This is a genomic window from Maribacter spongiicola (genome assembly GCF_052119685.1).
In the GTDB taxonomy this organism is placed as follows: domain Bacteria; phylum Bacteroidota; class Bacteroidia; order Flavobacteriales; family Flavobacteriaceae; genus Maribacter; species Maribacter spongiicola_A.
This window is the reverse complement of sequence record NZ_JBGQOO010000010.1, coordinates 77,412-95,591: the sequence shown is the minus strand read 5'-3', so window position 1 is coordinate 95,591 and position 18,180 is coordinate 77,412. Positions and strand designations below refer to the sequence as shown.

Genomic DNA, 18,180 nt, shown 5'->3' with positions numbered 1-18,180 from the left:
TTAAATAAAAAATCGAACAACAGTTTTTGGGTTTTGAACTAGACGAAATGTACAAATCGTTAAATTTCTTTACCTTTGTCAGATATAAAAAAAACAAAAATGGAAGACGGAATTTACGCCAAGTTCAATACAAATAAAGGCGAAATACTAGTAAAATTAACTCACGATAAAACTCCTGGTACAGTAGGTAACTTTGTAGCCTTAGCAGAAGGTGATAAAGAAAATAGCGCTAAAGGTAAAGGTGAGCCATATTATAATGGTTTAAAATTTCATAGGGTTATTCCTGATTTTATGATTCAAGGTGGTTGTCCTCAAGGTAGAGGTACTGGTGACGCCGGTTATAAATTTGATGATGAATTTCACCCAGAACTAAAGCATGATGCTCCAGGTGTGCTTTCAATGGCTAATTCGGGTCCTGGTACTAATGGTAGCCAGTTTTTTATTACGCATGTGCCAACACCATGGTTAGATAATAAACATACTATTTTTGGTCGTGTTGAGTCTGGTCAAGAAGTTGTAGATGCTATAGCACAAGATGATTTTATTGAATCTTTAGAAATTGTAAGAGTTGGTGATGCTGCCAAAAAATGGGATGCATTAAAAGCATTTGAAGATTTTAACGCTTCTGGCGAAGCAAGACTAGCAAAAGAAAAAGCAAGGCAAGAGGCTGAACTAGATAAAGTTGCTGCAGGTTTTGAATCTACTCCCTCTGGACTTCGTTATAAAATGATTCAGAAAGGTAGTGGAGCGCAAGCTGAGAAAGGAAAAAAAGTATCTGTGCATTATGAAGGTTCACTTCTAGATGGTCAGGTTTTTGATTCATCTTACAAGCGTAATTCTCCAATTGATTTTCAATTGGGTATTGGGCAAGTTATACCAGGTTGGGATGAAGGTATCTCATTATTAAAAGTTGGTGATAAGGCACGTTTCGTAATACCTTCTGACTTAGCATATGGGTCGGCTGGTGCTGGCGGGGTAATACCACCTGATGCCACATTGATATTCGATGTAGAGTTAATGAAAGTGGGTTAAGAAACCACTTCAAAATTATAGATAAGCACCTGTATTTTAATGATATAGGTGTTTTTTTTTTTTTTTTGATGATTATTTTTTGCGGGTAATAAAACTTCCTAAAAGCAATACTACATTAACAAACATCAGCACTAAAAATACGGTCAAAAATGTGGTCATAAATACATGTATAAGGTCGGGGAACCGTTCTTGTTTAATCTATAGATATGTATTTAGGTAAAAGGTTGCGTTTTTATTGAACAAATTTTTAAAAAATAAGCATAAAAAAACCCGAACCAATTGGTTCGGGTTTTAAACTATAAAAAAGTTAAATCGTTACCTAGTCAAGTACCTTCACATTAACGGCGTTTAATCCTTTTTTACCTTGTTGTAGTTCAAATTCTACAACATCACCTTCACGAACTTCATCGATTAAGCCAGAAATGTGTACAAAATGATCTTCGTTTGAACCATCTTCAGTGATAAATCCGTAACCTTTAGAATCATTGAAGAATTTTACTGTTCCTTTACTCATAATAGAAAAATTAAATATTAATTAAAGCACGAAGATAGTTTTTTTTTGTTTAAAAACTTAAAATCTTATATGTTATCTTAAGGTTAACAATTTTTGTCTAATGTATTGAGGATGAACTCGTTTTTAGACCTATGCAGTAGGGTCTGGTGTCATTCTTAAATATGGTTTTACCTCGGTAACTCCTTTAGAAAACATATCTTTTGCGTCAGCAGTAGATATTGCGGGGCTAACCACCACTTCTTTACCTTTTTCCCAGTTCGCCGGTGTAGCAACTTTGTGGTAAGCAGTAAGTTGTAAAGAATCTATAACTCTTAGCAATTCGTAAAAATTTCTGCCAGTAGATGCTGGGTATGTCAAAGTTAGCTTTACAGATTTATCTGGTGCAATTATAAAAACTGAACGTACTGTTAGGTTATTATCTGCATTTGGGTGAATCATATCATATAAATGAGATACCTTTTTATCTTCATCTGCAATGATTGGAAAGTTAACAACTGTATTTTGTACTTCATTAATATCCTTAATCCATTCTGCATGAGACGCTGCACCATCAACGCTTAAAGCAATCATCTTTACATTTCTTTTATCGAACTCATCTTTGAATTTTGCCGCCGTACCTAACTCTGTAGTACAAACGGGAGTGAAATCTGCAGGGTGAGAAAATAATATTCCCCAACTATCACCTAGGTAATCGTACAAATTAATAGTGCCCATTGAGCTATCTGCAGTAAAATTTGGTGCTTTATCACCTAAACGTATTGTTGCCATAATAATATAATTTTGTCTGTTTATTTTAATATCCTATAAAATTAGTAGATTATATAATGTTGTGGGTAGGTTTTAGGTTAAAAGTCTATTAAAATTTTTACATTTAGTACATGGAAGAATTAGAAAAATTAAAATACCCGATAGGCTTTTTTGAATGTCCTGAACATATCTCGAAAGATGATATTGCAAATTGGATAACTATATTAGATACACTACCTAAACGTTTGTCAAATTTGGTACATGATTTTTCTGAAGAACAGCTAAATACACCTTACCGCGATGGTGGATGGACGGTTAGGCAAGTAGTGCACCATATGGCAGATAGCCATCATCATAGTTATACTCGGTTCAAATGGGCATTGACAGAGAATAGACCACTTATAAAAGTCTACGAAGAGAAATTGTGGAGCGAACTTATTGATGCAAAAACAGCACCAATTTCTTTATCACTTTCTTATCTAACAGCATTGCATGCTAAACTAGTGTATTTACTAACTCACCTTGAATCGGCAGATCTTGAGAAAAGTTATATTCACCCAGAGGGTAGTGTCAATGTTTCAGTTGCCGAAAATATTGGTAAATATGCATGGCACAGTAACCACCATTTGGCACATATTCAAAATTTGGTAGATAGAAAAGGTTGGTAGAATACTTACAAATTCTTCTGTAGTACATACATTGGTTTTTCTTCTTCAATAACATTGTTGAATGGTACTTGCGTGTTCGCAACAATTGTGAAAGAATGTGATAAGTAAAAGGGTAGTGCCAGACCTTTTTGCATAGACTCTAGAAAAATCACTTTTTTAGAATGGTCTGCAGCAATTTGCTCAACAAATTTTAAACCTTCAGAGCCTAAACCTTTACCAGAGAATTCGTTAAGAATATAGATTTTGTCAAGGTATAATGCATCGACTTTGCTATACTCTTGTAGTTGTTTGTGCAGGGTAATTTTTAGTATACCTACGTATGTCGAATTTGTCTTTATAAGATATAGAACTGTGTCTTCGTCTTGCTCTTCATTTAAAAGTACTTCTTCGGTAAAACTGTTTTTAATATATGTGCTCGTGTCGCCATTAGGCCAAAGATGTTTGTAATGTTGATCATAGGCTTTTGTACCTATTTCATTATACGTACTATAAAGTTCTGGCTTCAGTGGTACAAACTGAATATTATTCTCCATAATCTAAAATAAAAAGCTACTATATTTAAGCGTTAGATTTCCATTTAATATTACAACCAATACTAGGTTTTTGAATAGGATTAATTTCTTTACCTTTTAATAGGTTTTCAATGGCATCTCTAAGGTCTTTGCCAGTTAATGGCAATCCGTTACCCGGTCTAGAGTCGTCTATTTGACCTCTGTAAACCAATTTTAATCCATTATCAAATAGATAGAAATCTGGGGTGCAGGCCGCATCATATTTTTTAGCTACACTTTGGTCTTCATCATACAAATAAGGAAAAGTGTAATTTTCGGCTTTTGCTTTTATTCTCATGTATTGTGGTCCATCTTCGGGGTAGTTCTCCACATCATTACTAGATATAGCAATAAAGTGAATACCCTTTTTTTGATATTCTAATGCCATTTTAGTGATTACTGGATTTACATGAATAACAAATGGACAGTGGTTACAGATAAACATGATAACCGTTCCTTTACTACCATTTAAAGAGTGAAGGTTCATGGTTTTTTTACTAACCGTATCTAACAGACTAAATTCTGGTGCAACAGTACCTAATGCCAACATTTTGCTTTCTGTTCTTGCCATATCAATTAATAATTTATGGTACTAAGTTAACGATTATATTAAGCTTGTCTTTTCTTTATAATATTCATTAAAATATACAAATGACTATTATGGAAAATGCATATATTTCTTTATCCATCGCAATTAAAGAATTACAAGAAGAAGGTTACACAGAAGATTTTAATTTATGTGATGCCGGTGTAGAAAACAAAAGCAAGAAGAATATTCATAACGCGAAAGAATTAAAGGTTGTAAAATTCTATAGGTTCGAAGGTATGAGCAACCCCGATGATAATACAATATTGTATGTTATTGAAACAAGTACCGGTGAAAAGGGCTTATTAGTAGATGCATATGGCATGTATGCGGGCAATGTGCCTAAAGATTTAATAGAAAAGCTTAAATTGAGCTAATGAAAGAACCTATAACATGGCAAGATTTTAGTAAAATAGATATGAGGGTTGGCACTATTATAGAAGCTCTAGACTTTCCTGAGGCTAGAAATCCATCGTACAAGTTACATGTAGATTTTGGTGAAGAAATAGGGGTGAGAAAAACGTCTGCCCAAATTACAGAAAAGTATAATAAAGAGGAATTGATCGGACTTCAAGTGACTGCTGTTATTAATTTTCCGAAAAAACAAATTGCCAATTTTATGAGTGAATGTCTTATATTAGGTGCTGTAGACAATAGTTCGGTGGTGCTGCTTCAACCTCAAATGAAAGTGCCAAACGGACTAAAAATTTCTTAATTTTTTGACTGATACTATCTTAGATAACATTCATATTAATTTTGATTCAGGTTTATTATGGATAATGAACATTGTTTTAAGTTTGGTAATGTTTGGCGTAGCCTTAGAAATTTCAATTTCAGATTTTAAGCCTCTATGGTCAAAACCTAAGTCCTTACTAGTTGGGTTATGTAGCCAATTTATTATTCTGCCTGCAATAACTTTTTTACTTGTCTATAGTATAGAACCGCTGCCCAGTATAGCTTTGGGTATGTTTATGGTGGCTGCTTGCCCAGGCGGTAATATTTCTAATTTTATATCTTATCTATCTAAAGCAAATACGGCATTATCTGTTAGTCTTACTGCCATTGCTACTATGTTAGCGGTTATAATGACACCATTGAATTTTCATTTTTATTCAATGTTGTATGAGCCTAGTTCTAGGCTTATTCAAGATATAACCATATCACCTATCGAAATGATAAAATTGGTGTTTTTGCTCTTGGGTCTGCCTTTATTATTAGGTATGTATGTGAATTTTAAAAAACCGGTGTTAGCTTTAAAAATTGCAAAGAAGCTTAAAATAGTGTCTTTGGTTTTTTTCATTGGCTTGGTATTTATTGCCTTATACAATAACCGCATCATCTTTATGGATTATATTTTTTATGTTTTTTGGATTGTTTTAATTCATAATCTAATAGCATTATCTACAGGGTATAGCCTTGGTCGCATTTTTAAATTACCTGAGGATAGTCTACGGTCGATAACCATAGAAACAGGAATACAGAATTCTGGATTAGGATTATTATTGATTTTTACTTTTTTCGACGGATTAGGCGGTATGGCTCTTCTTGCAGCCTTTTGGGGTATTTGGCATATAGTTTCGGGGTTAATTTTGGCTGCTTTTTGGAATAGAAAACCAGTTGTTAAAGAGACGTTAGCGTGAGTACAATTCTATATTCATTAGTAAAATATGTTGTAAAAACAGGACTCTACGGCTACCATAAGAAAATTGTTATTTCAGGGTTGGAGCATATAACAAAAGATAAGCCTGTAATGTTTCTGCCTAATCATCAAAGTGCATTAATTGACGTATTGTTAATTGCTACAGACTGTAATCGAAAACCGTACTTTCTAACCCGATCAGATGTTTTCAAGGGTAAATTGCTAAAACGTATTTTCTCATATTTTCGAATGTTGCCAATTTACAGAATGCGCGACGGTCGAGATACGCTTTCCAATAATGAAGCTATTTTTAATTCATGTGCAGAAATTTTAAATAGGGGTGAAGCCTTGCTTTTGTTTCCTGAAGCCAATCATAATTTACAGCGTAGGGTTAGACCATTGAGTAAAGGTTTTACAAGAATACTCTTCAGAACTTTTGAAATGTGCCCAGCGTTAGATGTTCAATTGATTCCTGTTGGGTTTAATTATAAGCACGCAGCTCATTTTCCTGATGAGGTGACTATATGTTATGGAAAACCAATTTCGGCAAGAAGTTTATATGATAAGAATGATTTGAATACATCTTCCATAATTATAAAAAACCAGATTTCGTCAAGTTTAGAAAATTTGACTACTCATATTCCAATTGATGAAGATTACGATGAAATTTTAAACAGACTAATAGCAGAGAAGGCTGATTTTCTTAAGCCTACTTCTGTCAACGAAAAAATAAAAGTACTAACGCAGCAAGGTATAGATAGCTCAAATATGCCTGCACTAGAAAAGCGAGTTTTCAATTTATTTAGTTGGCTGCTTGCATTTCTAAATTTCCCAATAATAATAATTTGGAGATTATGGTTAAAGCCAAAAGTACCCGAAGATGAGTTTATGGGCACGTTCAGGTTTGCGTTTGCGATGATATCTTATCCTATTTATATGACTTTTATTTTTGCGGTTATAGCAATAGTATTTACGCCATATATTGCAATAAGTGCTATCTGTATTTTGACTTTACTAAATGTAGGGTTGGTAAAGTACGGTTTAAGGTAATTATCAAATACCTTAAAATAAAAAACGACTCTTAAAAAGAGTCGTTAATTTTTTAAAAGATAGTTTTAAAACTAGATGTCTTCAAAACTAACATCTGTAAAACTAGAAGTAGTAGAGGTATTTTCTACAGGTATTTCAACTTCTGTTTCTGAATCTTCTTTCTTAAAATCTTTTTGATGTCTTTCAGAAATTACTTCAGAACCTTTTTCGTTGATGATGAAATCCATCATTTCTTCTACATTTTCTTTAAAGGCGTCGAAGTCTTCTTTATATAAATAAATTTTATGCTTCTTATAATGGAATGAACCATCGTCATGTGTAAATTTCTTACTTTCTGTAATCGTTAAATAATAGTCCCCTGCCTTAGTACTTCTTACATCGAAAAAGTACGTTCTTCTACCTGCGCGTAAAACTTTGGAGTGAATTTCTTCCTGATCTGATAAATCTCTTTCGCTCATTTCTAATGTTTAGTGTCGTTATGCTATCAAAAATGAAAAAAAAATCGTTATCCGACAACAATTTTCTAACTTTCTTTCTCTGAGAGCTGTTTGCTATAGAGGTCTTTATAATACCCTTCTCGAGTATTTAATTCGTCGTGCGTACCCTCTTGAATGAGTCTGCCGTCATCTAACACCAATATTTTATCGGCATTTTTAGCCGAAGAAACCCTGTGACTTACAATTAATGTAGTTCTATTCTTAGAAGCTTTTTTAAGATTGCTTAAAATTTCTTCTTCCGTTTCTGTGTCGACCGCAGAAAGACAATCATCGAACAAATAAATTTGCGGCTTTTTAATTAATGCTCTTGCAATTGAAACACGCTGCTTTTGTCCGCCACTTAAAGTAATACCTCTTTCACCTAATACCGTGTCGTATTTTTTAGAGAAACCCATTATGTTTTCGTGAACAACGGCATCTTTGGCGATGTCAATAATTTCTTGGTCTGTAGCGTCTTCTTTTCCGAATTTAATATTGTTCTTTATACTATCAGAAAATAGAAATGCATCTTGTGGTACTGCCCCAATAGATTCTCTTAAACTGGTTAGGTCAATATTTTTAATAGGCTCGTCATCTATTAAAATTTCACCCGATGTAGTATCGTATAACCTGGCAACTAAATCTAGAATTGTAGATTTGCCTGATCCTGTTTTGCCAATAATAGCTGTGGTCTCCCCTTCGTTTATGGTAAATGACAAGTGTTTTAAGGCATTTATGTTGGTATCTTGATAAGTAAAATCAACATCTTTAAACTCAATTTTACCTTTTACCGTATGCTCGTGAGTGGGCGTGTTTTTAATTTCTGACTCCTGATTTAAAAATTCGTTGATACGTTCTTGACTTGCAGCAGCTCTTTGTACGATAGATGTGAGCCATCCTACAATTGCAACAGGCCACGTTAACATGTTTACGTACAATATAAACTCCGCAATTAAGCCAACTTCAATTTCACCCGCCAAATATTGTTTTCCTCCTATATATATGACCAAAATATTACTGATACCTATTAATAGTATCATTAGAGGGAAAAACCAAGCATTTACTTTTGCCAGACTAACACTCTTTTCCTTTCCTTCAATGGCAAGTTTTTCTAAATCTTTATTAGTTTGTGGCTCTAACGCATATGCTTTAATAACCGAAACACCTGAAAATATTTCTTGTGTAAACGTCGATAACGTAGATAAATACTGCTGTACAATGGTACTTCGCTTGTGTATTACCTTACTTATTTGATAAATTAAAACAGATAAAAAAGGTAATGGTAATAAGGTGTACGCAGCCAAAGTAGGTGCTTTGATAAACATTAGGGGTATTAGACAGGCAAATAAAGTTAGTGTCTGTATGCCGTACATAATAGCCGGACCCGCATACATACGTACTTCATTTACATCTTCACTTATTCTGTTCATTAAATCACCAGTTCTATTTTTCTTATAAAAGTTGAGGCTTAATTTTTGGTAGTGATCGAATATTTCGTTTTTAAGGTCGTATTCTATATATCTCGAAATATTGATAATTAATTGACGCATTAAAAAAGTGAAGAATCCAGATAATAAAGCGGCGCCTACTATTATTAGTATGTACTCCATTAACAAATCTTGCGCGGTAGATTTTTCTATTTCAGCTTTTATATATTGCTCAACTACGGTAATAGAATTATTGACGTAAGACGGCATGATCAATTGAAATAGCCTGGCTATAACAGTAATTATAATCCCGAAAAAAAGCTTAAGCCAGTATTTTTTGAAGTATTTATTTAGATGCTTAAGTTCTTTCATAAGTAGTAGAAAAGGTAATAGTATAAATTTCTATGGGCAAAGATAGTTTTTTGACCTAAAACGATATGTTATAAATAAGCTAAGATAAATACGATTGCTATTGTGACCCTTTAAATAGATACTTACCTTTGCGGCTTTATTTACTCGATAATCGAGATTTAAAAGCTTCGACGCCTGCCTGAAAGGCTTGCGTGGAAATATTAATTATGTTTTAAATTCAATGCCTCGCGGGCTTGTCCCCAAGGTAATTTACTAATATATTAAATAAGTTCTTTCAAATGCTTACAAGAAGGCACATTAGGGTTAAGGTAATGCAGAGCATATACGCACTCATTCAATCTAAAGATGATTCGTTACAAAAACAAGAGAAGTTTTTAAAAGTAAGCATAGAGAATACCTATACGCTATACTTGTTGTGGCTAAGTCTTTTCGTAGAGATACAAAAAAGGGCAGCTGACCAGATTTCTTTATCTGCTAACAAATATATTAACGACAAAAAGAAAGAATTTTCTAATCCTAAAAAGTTTATTCAAAACAGATTGCTGTTGCAAATTGTTGAGAACAAGACCTTAGAGGAAGAAATTACTCATAGAAAGTTAGATAACTGGTACTTGAACGAAGAGTATGTAAAACTTATCTATAAAGAGATTATCGAGAGCGAGGCATATCAAGAATACATGTCTACACCTGAAAGCGACTATGCGGCAGATAAAGAATTAGTGCTGAACTTGTTTAAGAACATTATAGCCCCCAACGATAAAATTTACGATTACTTTGAAGATGATAAGTTAACTTGGGTAGATGATATACCTATTGTTAATACCTTTATATTAAAGCATTTAAAGAAGGCAAAACAAGTACACCCAGAATCTTACTTTTTGCCAAGTTTGTTGAAAGATGATGATGATATGACTTTTGCCATGCAATTGCTATCTAGAACATTATTAAAGAACGATGCATTAGAAAAAGAGATTGAAGGTAAAACGCCGAATTGGGATAAAGATCGTATCGCAGGTATTGATAGTATATTATTAAAAATGGCTATTTGCGAGTTGTTACATTTTTCTTCTATACCAGAAAGGGTAACCATAAATGAGTATTTAGAAATTGCTAAAGAATACTCTACACCAAAAAGTAGCATATTTATAAACGGAATTCTCGATAAGCTTACTAAAGAATACAAGTCAGAAGGAAAGCTTAACAAGATGGGAAGAGGTCTATTATAAAAATATTTTATAATTTTACAAATAATTGATAAATCTAAATAGTATGAAAAAAATAGTTCTAATTGTTGGTCTTGTATCAATGGTAGCTTTTACTTCTTGTAAAGACAACGCATCAAGTAAAATTAAAACTGATAATGTAGCAGAGGCTGCGGTAAGAGATGAGGCTGCTAAAGCAGTACCTGTAATGTCTTTCGAGAAGGCAGAGCATGATTTTGGTACAATTGAGCAAGGTACTCCACAAGAGACTGTATTTGTATTTACCAATACTGGTAATGCCCCATTAATTATTACCGATGCTAAAAGTAGCTGTGGTTGTACAGTTCCTAATCCTCCAAAGGATCCTATTGCACCAGGTGAAAAAGGTGAGTTGAAAGTTAATTTCAATGGTTCTGGACAAAACCAGGTTACTAAAACTATTACAGTTACGGCTAACACTGAAAAAGGTTCTGAGCTTTTAAGAATCAAAGCTTTCGTTAACCCAAAAGGAGCAGCTTCATTAGGACCTGTTAAATAATTATAAATTACAGATATACCAAACATGGGTGATATAGGGCAGTTTCTTCCGATGATTTTAATTTTTGTGGTCGCATATTTTTTTATGATCAGACCTCAAATGAAAAGACAGAAGGATGAAAAGAAATTTTCAGCAGAATTAAAACGTGGTGATCGTGTTATTACCAAAAGTGGTCTGCACGGTAAAGTAGTAGATTTGAACGACAATGATTTTTCTTGTGTATTGGAAACAATGGCCGGGAAGTTAAAGTTTGATAGATCTGCCATATCCATGGAAATGAGCGCTAAATTAAACGCTCCAGAGAAAAAGTAATTCTTTCTGAATTCATATAAAAAACACCGATGGAAACATCGGTGTTTTTTTTGCTCAATTGTGTTATATTTAAGTGCACTTAAATCAATAACATGCTACAAAATAGAAGAAATTTTATCAGAAAAGGAACTGCAGGATTGTTAATGACTGGAGCATCGTTTATGTTTCCTATGGAATTGTTATCAATGATGCGAAAGAAAGTTGGGGCAAACGATACTATAAATGTGGGTTTGGTAGGTTGTAAAGGAATGGGGTTTTCAGATTTGACTTCTTTTCTAAAAATGAGCGAAATTAATGTTATTGCTCTGTGTGATGTTGATGAGAATGTGCTAAGAGAGAGAACTTCCGATTTGGAAAAAGCAGGAATTAGAAAACCAAAGTGGTATAGCGATTATAGAAAGCTATATGAGAACAAAGATATTGATGTAGTTATCATTGGTACACCAGATCATTGGCATTGTCTACAATTAACAGATGCGTTGCAGGCAGGTAAAGATGTCTACTGTGAGAAGCCAATTGCTAACTCTGTGCAAGAAGCGAACATTATGCTAGATTTTGTGCAATCTCGAGATAGAATGGTACAAATTGGGCAGTGGCAACGTAGTCAACCGCATTTTGTAGACGCTATTAAATATGTGCATACGGGCGCATTGGGCGAAATACGTTTGGCAAAAGCTTGGGCATACCAAGGATGGATGAAACCTGTGCCTGTAGTAGCTGATAGTGCTGCTCCTGCGGGAGTTGATTATAAAATGTGGCTGGGTCCTGCACCAGAAAGAGCATTTAACAAGAATAGATTTCATTTCGATTTTAGATGGTTTTGGGATTATGCAGGCGGATTAATGACCGATTGGGGAGTTCATTTAATGGATTATGCTCTGTATGGTATGAAGGCTGAAACTCCTAAATCTGTAATGGCTTTAGGTGGTAAATTTGCGTACCCGAACGATGCATCAGAAACTCCGGATACATTACAAACAGTATATGAGTATGACGGATTCTCAATTCTATGGGAACATGCAACAGGTATTGATGGTGGTAATTACGGTCGAAATCATGGCATTGCTTTTATAGGTAATAATGGCACCCTTGTTTTAGATAGAGGTGGCTGGGAGGTTATTCCTGAAAATGAATTTAAAGGTTGGGGTAAAGATGGTATTCCAAAAATGGAAGCGATGACATATGATAATGGTGGACTTAGTGGATTAGATTTACACACACAGAATTTTATCGATGCGGTCAAAAGTAGAGATAATTCTAAATTGAATGCACCTATAAAAGTAGGTTATGATGCTGCTTTGGTATCGCATATGGGTAATGTTGCCTTTAAGACAGGAAATAGAATTTATTGGGATGAAACTACAGGGCAATTTAAAAATGAAGAAGCTAATCAATTCTTAAAAGCTAATTATCATAATGGTTGGAAGCTGCCCACATTATAAATAATTTTTTCGGTAAATGTCATGTATTCCCCTGCCAGCTAATATCAACGGAACTATCTTTTCTAATCTAGATAGTTTTGTTTTCTCTTGTTTGGCGGTTGCAATGTACTCGGCATAGTCTTTTTTTTTTGAATAGGTTAATTTGTTAAAAGCATTTTTTATGTCCTCGTTGTTTTCAAGTGTAATTGATAGGTGAGTAGGAATGACAATTTTTGTTTTCGGCTTTCTATTTACGTTTATTTCTAATCCCTTCTTATGATTTTCTATAGCTTCCGTTAAGTACGCTGTAATTTCCTTTTTATCGATAGCTTCAAGTGAAGAAAATTTCCAATGTCGCATTGCCATGGTTTTTCCTTCTTGTGCATTTTCTAATACATTTCTCGAATCACTTAAAAACACTCCGTTAAAGAACCAGATTCCGAAGTGGTTTTTGAATTTGTTTATGGCGATGATATTTTTATTATCTACCATATATGTGGGGAAACTCCATTTGTAAGTTTCTGTCATTCCACAGGCTAAGGCAAGAGTTCTTAATATTGCTACTTCATTTTTAAAGTGATGTGGCTCATCATAGAATTCATCTAATTTCTCTTGCTTTTCCATCGTATCATTGATTTGCTGTTAGCTCACAAATACGTACAATAACTTCAACCGCTTTTTGCATACTCTCTACGGGCACATATTCATACTTACCGTGAAAATTATGTCCGCCAGCAAATATGTTAGGGCAAGGTAAGCCCATATAACTTAACTGAGAACCATCGGTGCCACCGCGTATTGGTTTAATAATTGGTTTTATGCCGATATCTTGCATTGCCTTTTTAGCGATTTCTACAATATGAAAAACAGGTTCTACCTTTTCTTTCATATTAAAGTATTGATCTTTTAATTCTAGCTCAATACAATTGTCGTAAACGTTATTAAATTTTTGGACGATGTCTTTTACTAATTGTTTACGTTGCTCAAAATGCTTTAAATCGTGATCTCTAATTATTAGCTCTACAGTTGCATTTTCGATTTCTCCGTCAAAATGATGTACATGAAAAAAGCCTTCTCTACCAGATGTTTCTTCAGGTACTTCGTGCTTGGGTAAATCGCTTATAATTTTATTGGCTATTAAAAGTGAATTTACCATTTTGCCTTTTGCATAACCTGGGTGTACACTTTTTCCTTTTATAGTTATTTTGGCACCTGCTGCATTGAAATTTTCATATTCCAATTCACCAATCTGGCTACCATCCATAGTATATGCCCATTCTGCACCAAATTTTTCTACATCAAATTTATGTGCACCACGACCAATTTCTTCATCGGGTGTAAACCCAATTCTTATATTGCCATGCTTTATTTTAGGATTATTGATCAAATACTCCATAGCTGTTACAATCTCGGCAATACCTGCTTTATCATCGGCACCTAACAATGTTGTGCCATCTGTAGTAATTAGTGTCTGACCAATATACTGCAGTAAATCATCAAAATAAGATGATGATAGAATGATGTTTTTTTCCTTATTCAGAACAATATCTTTACCGTCGTAATTTCTGATAATTTGCGGATTTACATTAGTGCCAGAAAAATCAGGAGAGGTATCAACATGCGAGATAAAGCCTATAGTAGGTACATCATGTTCAACATTAGATGGTAGTGTTGCCATGATATAGGCATTTTCATCTATGGTCACATCAGATAAGCCTATTGAACGTAATTCATCAACTAATTTATTCGCTAAATTCCACTGTTTTTCAGTACTCGGGGTGGTCTCTGATGATGAATCGCTTTGCGTATCAATAGTAATGTAGCTTATGAAACGGTCAATTATATGTTGCATTGTAAATGGTTTTATCAAAAATAAGCTTATATATTGTAATTTAGTAGACGTAAGATTTTATAAATTTTGATATGAATAATTTTAAATTTTTGGTACTAACGGCTTCTGTTTTATTTTTCGTAAACGGATATTCTCAAGCAGATTGCATATTAGGGGTAGGCGTTACCAGCGATTCTATTATATCAGATATTTTTCAACTTAATGAAATGCAGCATGAAAAACTAGAAAGTTTAAGTGCCGAGGTTAAATATAGAAACAATGTTTTAAGTAATGAATTAGAGAATGTAAAGAGTAGACATCCTCAAAGCAATGTTACAGAACTACGTCAATTAGCGGATAAATACAAAGTGGTTATGGATAGTATGGCTAGGGTTCAAGAAATGACGGATAAGAAAATGCTGGCTTTATTCAACCCCAAGCAATACGAACTGTACCAATCATTATGTAAAGAGGCTTATCGTTCTCCTTATATTGTTGCGCCCACAATGAACACAGATAGTATTGTTGATGAAAACAGATAAGTTCTAACTAACATTCTCATTTACAGTTTGTATTTTTACCGCTTCTAAAATATAGACATGTATAGGCTTTTTATTAGACCTCTTTTATTTCTTCTTGATCCCGAGAAAGTTCATCATATTAGTTTTTCAAGTATTAAGTTTTTCTCTAAAATAGGACTGTCTGGTCTTATTAAATCTATGTTCGTAGTTGAAGATAAACGTTTGGAACGTGAGCTATTCGGATTAAAATTTAAGAATCCGGTTGGTTTGGCTGCTGGGTTTGATAAAAATGCTGTCTTATATAACGAATTATCAGATTTCGGATTCGGATTCGTAGAAATTGGCACCCTTACCCCAAAACCGCAAGACGGCAATCCAAAGAAAAGATTATTTCGTTTAAAAGAAGATAAAGCTATTATAAACCGAATGGGATTTAATAATCACGGGGTTTTTGAAGCTGTAGAAAATTTAAAGAAAAAACATAAGGTGCTTATTGGTGGTAATATTGGTAAGAACAAAGTGACACCGAATAATGAAGCTATTAAAGATTATTTGATCTGTTTTGATGCTTTATTTGATCATGTAGATTACTTTGTTGTGAATGTAAGTTCGCCAAATACACCTGGCTTAAGAGAATTACAAGATAAAGAGCCATTAACGGCTCTGCTAAATGAGCTTCAATTAGAGAATTCAAAACAAAGCGAACGTAAGTCTACTGTTCGTAAACCTATTTTATTGAAAATAGCGCCAGACCTAACTGATAGCCAATTGTTAGATATTATTGATATTGTAAAAATTACTGCTATTGATGGTATTATAGCTACCAATACAACTATTTCTAGAGAGAATTTAAAATCTCATGCTTTGGTAACAGAAGAAGCTGGCGGACTAAGTGGTGCTCCATTAAAAGATAGAAGTACTGAGGTAATTCGTTTTTTAGCGGAGAAGAGTAATAAGGCATTCCCTATTATTGGTGTGGGCGGTATAAACTCTGCTGAAGATGCTATCGAGAAATTAGAAGCTGGTGCAGATCTAATTCAATTATGGACAGGCTTTGTATATGAAGGTCCGGCTTTGGTTAAAAAAATTAATAAAGCGCTTATTGAAAAAGCTGCGGTTTAAGATTTTAACTATTACTATAAAATAAAAATGGCCTTGCACAATTTGTACAAGGCCATTTTTATATATGTGCAATTTTAATTTACGGTTTGGTCCAGTAATCAACTACAAATACATCATCTAAAAACGGAGTCAGTACAGCACCAAAAGCAGCATGGTCTGGGTGTGGCAAGTAAATTGCTCTATCTTCTTCACTTTCAAATGTTAGAAAAAAGGCGTGAGTAAAGCCTTTGTTCAAACCTTCGGGACTATTGTTCAATCCCCATTCGTACCCTTTTATTTGTTCGATTTTTGAAGGTAGAGCGCTAAATGCATCTTCAACTTTCTTTATTTGTTCGGCAGTTGTTCCTTCCTTGAACTTAAAAAAAACAGTATGCCTTAAAAGGCTATCAGTTTGGATCATGGTGGTGGTTTTGTTTTTATCCGTCTTTGCAAAAGCATTAGACATGAATGAAATACTAATTAGGAATACAATTACTTTAATTTTCATAGTGTATCGATTTTTAAACAAGATATTAAAAATAGGTGTAATTATAGGTTATTCGTACATTTCATGTAGAACTAAAACCCTTAAAATTGAATTACGATATTTTATTAGCCTTTTCTGTAGCAACCTTTGTTTTGTCTCTGTCACCAGGTCCTGATAATATTTTTGTTCTTATACAGAGTATAAGTAATGGTAAAAAACAAGGATTGGCTGTTGTCGCAGGTTTAATGTCTGGTTGTTTGGTGCATACTACTCTTTTAGCATTTGGTGTTTCTGCGGTTATAAAAAATAACCCAACCATATTTACGGCTATTAAAGTATTTGGTGCTGCGTATTTATTGTATCTCGCAATAATGGTTTATAGAGGAGGCGATGCTATAGCAATAGAAGGAGAGTCAAAGAATAAAAAAAGTCTATGGGCATTATATAAACAAGGGTTTATAATGAATGTATTCAACCCAAAGGTGACGATATTCTTTCTTGCCTTTTTTCCCGGATTTCTATTTTCAGACTCTTTAAGTACTGTACTCCAATTTTATGCGCTTGGTTTTCTTTTTATTTTAGTTTCATCGGTTGTATTTAGTGGTATTGCCATTTTATCTGGTCAGATTTCAAAATTTTTAATAACTAAAAAACGAACAGGCTTTATATTAAAATGGTTACAAATTATTGTCTTCATCGGCATTGCTGTTTATTTATTTTTCGGTTAGTTTATTTAAATTATTAATAGGAGATACTTATTTAGAGTTTGTATTTTTACGAAATGTCTAATTCAAAGATCAAATTAGTAGAATGCCCACGAGATGCTATGCAAGGCATTAAGCAATTTATACCTACTGATGAAAAGGTGAGATATATACAATCGTTGTTGGGGTGTGGTTTTGATACGCTAGATTTCGGAAGCTTTGTTTCACCAAAAGCAATACCGCAAATGGTAGATACCGCTGAGGTTTTGGCAAAATTAGACTTATCAAAAACGAATACAAAGCTGCTTTCTATTGTTGCTAATGTTCGTGGTGCAGAAGATGCAGTTTCGCACCCTGAAGTTGATTATCTAGGTTTCCCTTTTTCTATTTCAGAGAACTTTCAAATGCGTAATACGCATAAAACAATTGCACAATCTGTAGAGACTTTACAAGAAATATTCAATTTAGCCGATGCCGCAAACAAAGAGGTAGTGACTTATATTTCGATGGGATTTGGTAACCCTTATGGTGATCCTTGGAATGTTGAAATTGTTGGGGAGTGGACAGAGAAACTTGCAAAAATGGGCGCTAAAATATTATCACTTTCAGATACTGTAGGCTCTTCTGACCCTGAAACGATTTCATACTTGTTCTCGAATCTTATTCCTAAATATCCTAATATCGAATTCGGAGCACATTTGCATACGACACCAACTAAGTGGCACGAAAAAGTTGCCGCGGCTTACGAATCTGGTTGTAGACGTTTTGATGGCGCTATACAGGGTTTTGGTGGTTGCCCAATGGCTAAAGATGATTTAACGGGTAATATGCCTACCGAGAAAATGCTATCCTATTTCACTGCAGAGAAAGTTGATTCAGGTGTTAACTGGATGACTTTTGAAGCTTCTTACAACAAGGCTACTGAGCTGTTTTCAAAATATCATTAATACTTTTCTTTTTACATTTTTAATAGAAGATAAGTTTTCGTTAAGTTTATTTAG

The 18,180-nt window shown here is 33.9% G+C and carries 23 protein-coding genes; 14 read left to right on the top strand and 9 right to left on the bottom strand.

The window, feature by feature from the left end; genetic code table 11:
• Positions 1-99 precede the first annotated feature (99 nt).
• Entirely contained in the window at positions 100-1,032 is a 933-nt protein-coding gene (locus ACEN2N_RS14400) for a peptidylprolyl isomerase (protein ID WP_441824980.1), read from the top strand.
• A 319-nt stretch (positions 1,033-1,351) separates the two neighbouring features.
• On the opposite strand, the gene ACEN2N_RS14395 is transcribed toward ACEN2N_RS14400, so the two are convergent.
• Positions 1,352-1,546, bottom strand: coding sequence for a cold-shock protein (locus ACEN2N_RS14395; RefSeq protein ID WP_068486174.1), 195 nt, complete (start codon positions 1,544-1,546; stop codon positions 1,352-1,354).
• A gap of 129 nt (positions 1,547-1,675) precedes the next feature.
• Complete coding sequence (locus ACEN2N_RS14390; protein WP_423998385.1) at positions 1,676-2,314, bottom strand: peroxiredoxin; 639 nt, start codon at positions 2,312-2,314, stop codon at positions 1,676-1,678.
• 110 nt (positions 2,315-2,424) lie between these two features.
• On the opposite strand from ACEN2N_RS14390, the gene ACEN2N_RS14385 reads away from it, so the two are divergent.
• Complete coding sequence (locus ACEN2N_RS14385) at positions 2,425-2,961, top strand: YfiT family bacillithiol transferase (protein ID WP_441824979.1); 537 nt, start codon at positions 2,425-2,427, stop codon at positions 2,959-2,961.
• A 5-nt stretch (positions 2,962-2,966) separates the two neighbouring features.
• On the opposite strand, the gene ACEN2N_RS14380 is transcribed toward ACEN2N_RS14385, so the two are convergent.
• Positions 2,967-3,494 carry a GNAT family N-acetyltransferase gene (locus ACEN2N_RS14380; RefSeq protein ID WP_441824978.1) on the bottom strand — a complete coding sequence of 176 codons (528 nt, stop codon included), beginning with the start codon at positions 3,492-3,494 and terminating at the stop codon, positions 2,967-2,969.
• 25 nt (positions 3,495-3,519) lie between these two features.
• Positions 3,520-4,083 carry a thioredoxin family protein gene (locus ACEN2N_RS14375; RefSeq protein WP_441824977.1) on the bottom strand — a complete coding sequence of 188 codons (564 nt, stop codon included), beginning with the start codon at positions 4,081-4,083 and terminating at the stop codon, positions 3,520-3,522.
• 89 nt (positions 4,084-4,172) lie between these two features.
• On the opposite strand from ACEN2N_RS14375, the gene ACEN2N_RS14370 reads away from it, so the two are divergent.
• From ACEN2N_RS14370 to ACEN2N_RS14355, 4 genes are read left to right on the top strand one after another with little or no spacing between them, the layout of a single operon-like run.
• Entirely contained in the window at positions 4,173-4,475 is a 303-nt protein-coding gene (locus tag ACEN2N_RS14370) for a phosphoribosylpyrophosphate synthetase (protein WP_441824976.1), read from the top strand.
• A complete protein-coding gene (locus tag ACEN2N_RS14365; RefSeq protein WP_441824975.1) occupies positions 4,475-4,813 on the top strand; it encodes a tRNA-binding protein in 339 nt (112 codons plus the stop codon). Before ACEN2N_RS14370 ends, ACEN2N_RS14365 begins: the two co-directional genes overlap by 1 nt.
• A 4-nt stretch (positions 4,814-4,817) precedes the next feature.
• Complete coding sequence (locus ACEN2N_RS14360) at positions 4,818-5,738, top strand: bile acid:sodium symporter family protein (protein WP_441824974.1); 921 nt, start codon at positions 4,818-4,820, stop codon at positions 5,736-5,738.
• On the top strand, positions 5,735-6,787 hold the full coding sequence (locus ACEN2N_RS14355) for a lysophospholipid acyltransferase family protein (protein ID WP_441824973.1): 1,053 nt from the start codon (positions 5,735-5,737) through the stop codon (positions 6,785-6,787). Before ACEN2N_RS14360 ends, ACEN2N_RS14355 begins: the two co-directional genes overlap by 4 nt.
• A 71-nt stretch (positions 6,788-6,858) precedes the next feature.
• Here the strand turns inward: ACEN2N_RS14355 and ACEN2N_RS14350 are convergent, their stop codons facing one another.
• Both ACEN2N_RS14350 and ACEN2N_RS14345 read right to left on the bottom strand, forming a co-directional pair.
• Positions 6,859-7,245 carry a PUR family DNA/RNA-binding protein gene (locus ACEN2N_RS14350; RefSeq protein ID WP_441824972.1) on the bottom strand — a complete coding sequence of 129 codons (387 nt, stop codon included), beginning with the start codon at positions 7,243-7,245 and terminating at the stop codon, positions 6,859-6,861.
• Positions 7,246-7,310: 65 nt separating this feature from the next.
• On the bottom strand, positions 7,311-9,062 hold the full coding sequence (locus ACEN2N_RS14345) for an ABC transporter ATP-binding protein (protein ID WP_441824971.1): 1,752 nt from the start codon (positions 9,060-9,062) through the stop codon (positions 7,311-7,313).
• A 278-nt stretch (positions 9,063-9,340) separates the two neighbouring features.
• Between ACEN2N_RS14345 and nusB the strand changes: the two genes are divergently transcribed.
• The 4 genes from nusB to ACEN2N_RS14325 all read left to right on the top strand — a co-directional run bounded on the left by nusB (position 9,341) and on the right by ACEN2N_RS14325 (position 12,556).
• A complete protein-coding gene (gene nusB, locus ACEN2N_RS14340; protein WP_441824970.1) occupies positions 9,341-10,288 on the top strand; it encodes a transcription antitermination factor NusB in 948 nt (315 codons plus the stop codon).
• 43 nt (positions 10,289-10,331) lie between these two features.
• Complete coding sequence (locus ACEN2N_RS14335) at positions 10,332-10,802, top strand: DUF1573 domain-containing protein (protein ID WP_441824969.1); 471 nt, start codon at positions 10,332-10,334, stop codon at positions 10,800-10,802.
• Between the two features lie 24 nt (positions 10,803-10,826).
• Positions 10,827-11,114, top strand: a complete 288-nt coding sequence (gene yajC, locus ACEN2N_RS14330; RefSeq protein WP_068486194.1) for a preprotein translocase subunit YajC — start codon at positions 10,827-10,829, stop codon at positions 11,112-11,114.
• Between the two features lie 92 nt (positions 11,115-11,206).
• The gene (locus ACEN2N_RS14325) at positions 11,207-12,556 is read left to right on the top strand and encodes a Gfo/Idh/MocA family protein (protein ID WP_441824968.1); all 1,350 of its coding nucleotides are present in this window, start codon (positions 11,207-11,209) and stop codon (positions 12,554-12,556) included.
• Here the strand turns inward: ACEN2N_RS14325 and ACEN2N_RS14320 are convergent.
• Positions 12,551-13,159, bottom strand: a complete 609-nt coding sequence (locus ACEN2N_RS14320) for a YdeI/OmpD-associated family protein (protein ID WP_441824967.1) — start codon at positions 13,157-13,159, stop codon at positions 12,551-12,553. The genes ACEN2N_RS14325 and ACEN2N_RS14320 overlap by 6 nt on opposite strands.
• 4 nt (positions 13,160-13,163) lie before the next feature.
• Complete coding sequence (pepT, locus tag ACEN2N_RS14315) at positions 13,164-14,387, bottom strand: peptidase T (RefSeq protein WP_423998399.1); 1,224 nt, start codon at positions 14,385-14,387, stop codon at positions 13,164-13,166.
• A gap of 71 nt (positions 14,388-14,458) precedes the next feature.
• Here pepT and ACEN2N_RS14310 point away from each other — a divergent pair, with 71 nt between their 5' ends.
• The gene (locus tag ACEN2N_RS14310) at positions 14,459-14,908 is read left to right on the top strand and encodes a hypothetical protein (RefSeq protein ID WP_441824966.1); all 450 of its coding nucleotides are present in this window, start codon (positions 14,459-14,461) and stop codon (positions 14,906-14,908) included.
• Between the two features lie 57 nt (positions 14,909-14,965).
• Positions 14,966-16,009 carry a quinone-dependent dihydroorotate dehydrogenase gene (locus ACEN2N_RS14305; protein ID WP_441824965.1) on the top strand — a complete coding sequence of 348 codons (1,044 nt, stop codon included), beginning with the start codon at positions 14,966-14,968 and terminating at the stop codon, positions 16,007-16,009.
• Between the two features lie 79 nt (positions 16,010-16,088).
• Here ACEN2N_RS14305 and ACEN2N_RS14300 read toward each other — a convergent pair whose 3' ends face one another.
• Positions 16,089-16,496, bottom strand: coding sequence for a Dabb family protein (locus ACEN2N_RS14300; protein ID WP_441824964.1), 408 nt, complete (start codon positions 16,494-16,496; stop codon positions 16,089-16,091).
• Between the two features lie 86 nt (positions 16,497-16,582).
• On the opposite strand from ACEN2N_RS14300, the gene ACEN2N_RS14295 reads away from it, so the two are divergent.
• Both ACEN2N_RS14295 and ACEN2N_RS14290 read left to right on the top strand, forming a co-directional pair.
• A complete protein-coding gene (locus tag ACEN2N_RS14295) occupies positions 16,583-17,203 on the top strand; it encodes a LysE family translocator (protein WP_441824963.1) in 621 nt (206 codons plus the stop codon).
• Between the two features lie 53 nt (positions 17,204-17,256).
• Positions 17,257-18,126 carry a hydroxymethylglutaryl-CoA lyase gene (locus ACEN2N_RS14290; RefSeq protein WP_441824962.1) on the top strand — a complete coding sequence of 290 codons (870 nt, stop codon included), beginning with the start codon at positions 17,257-17,259 and terminating at the stop codon, positions 18,124-18,126.
• Positions 18,127-18,180: the final 54 nt, after the last annotated feature.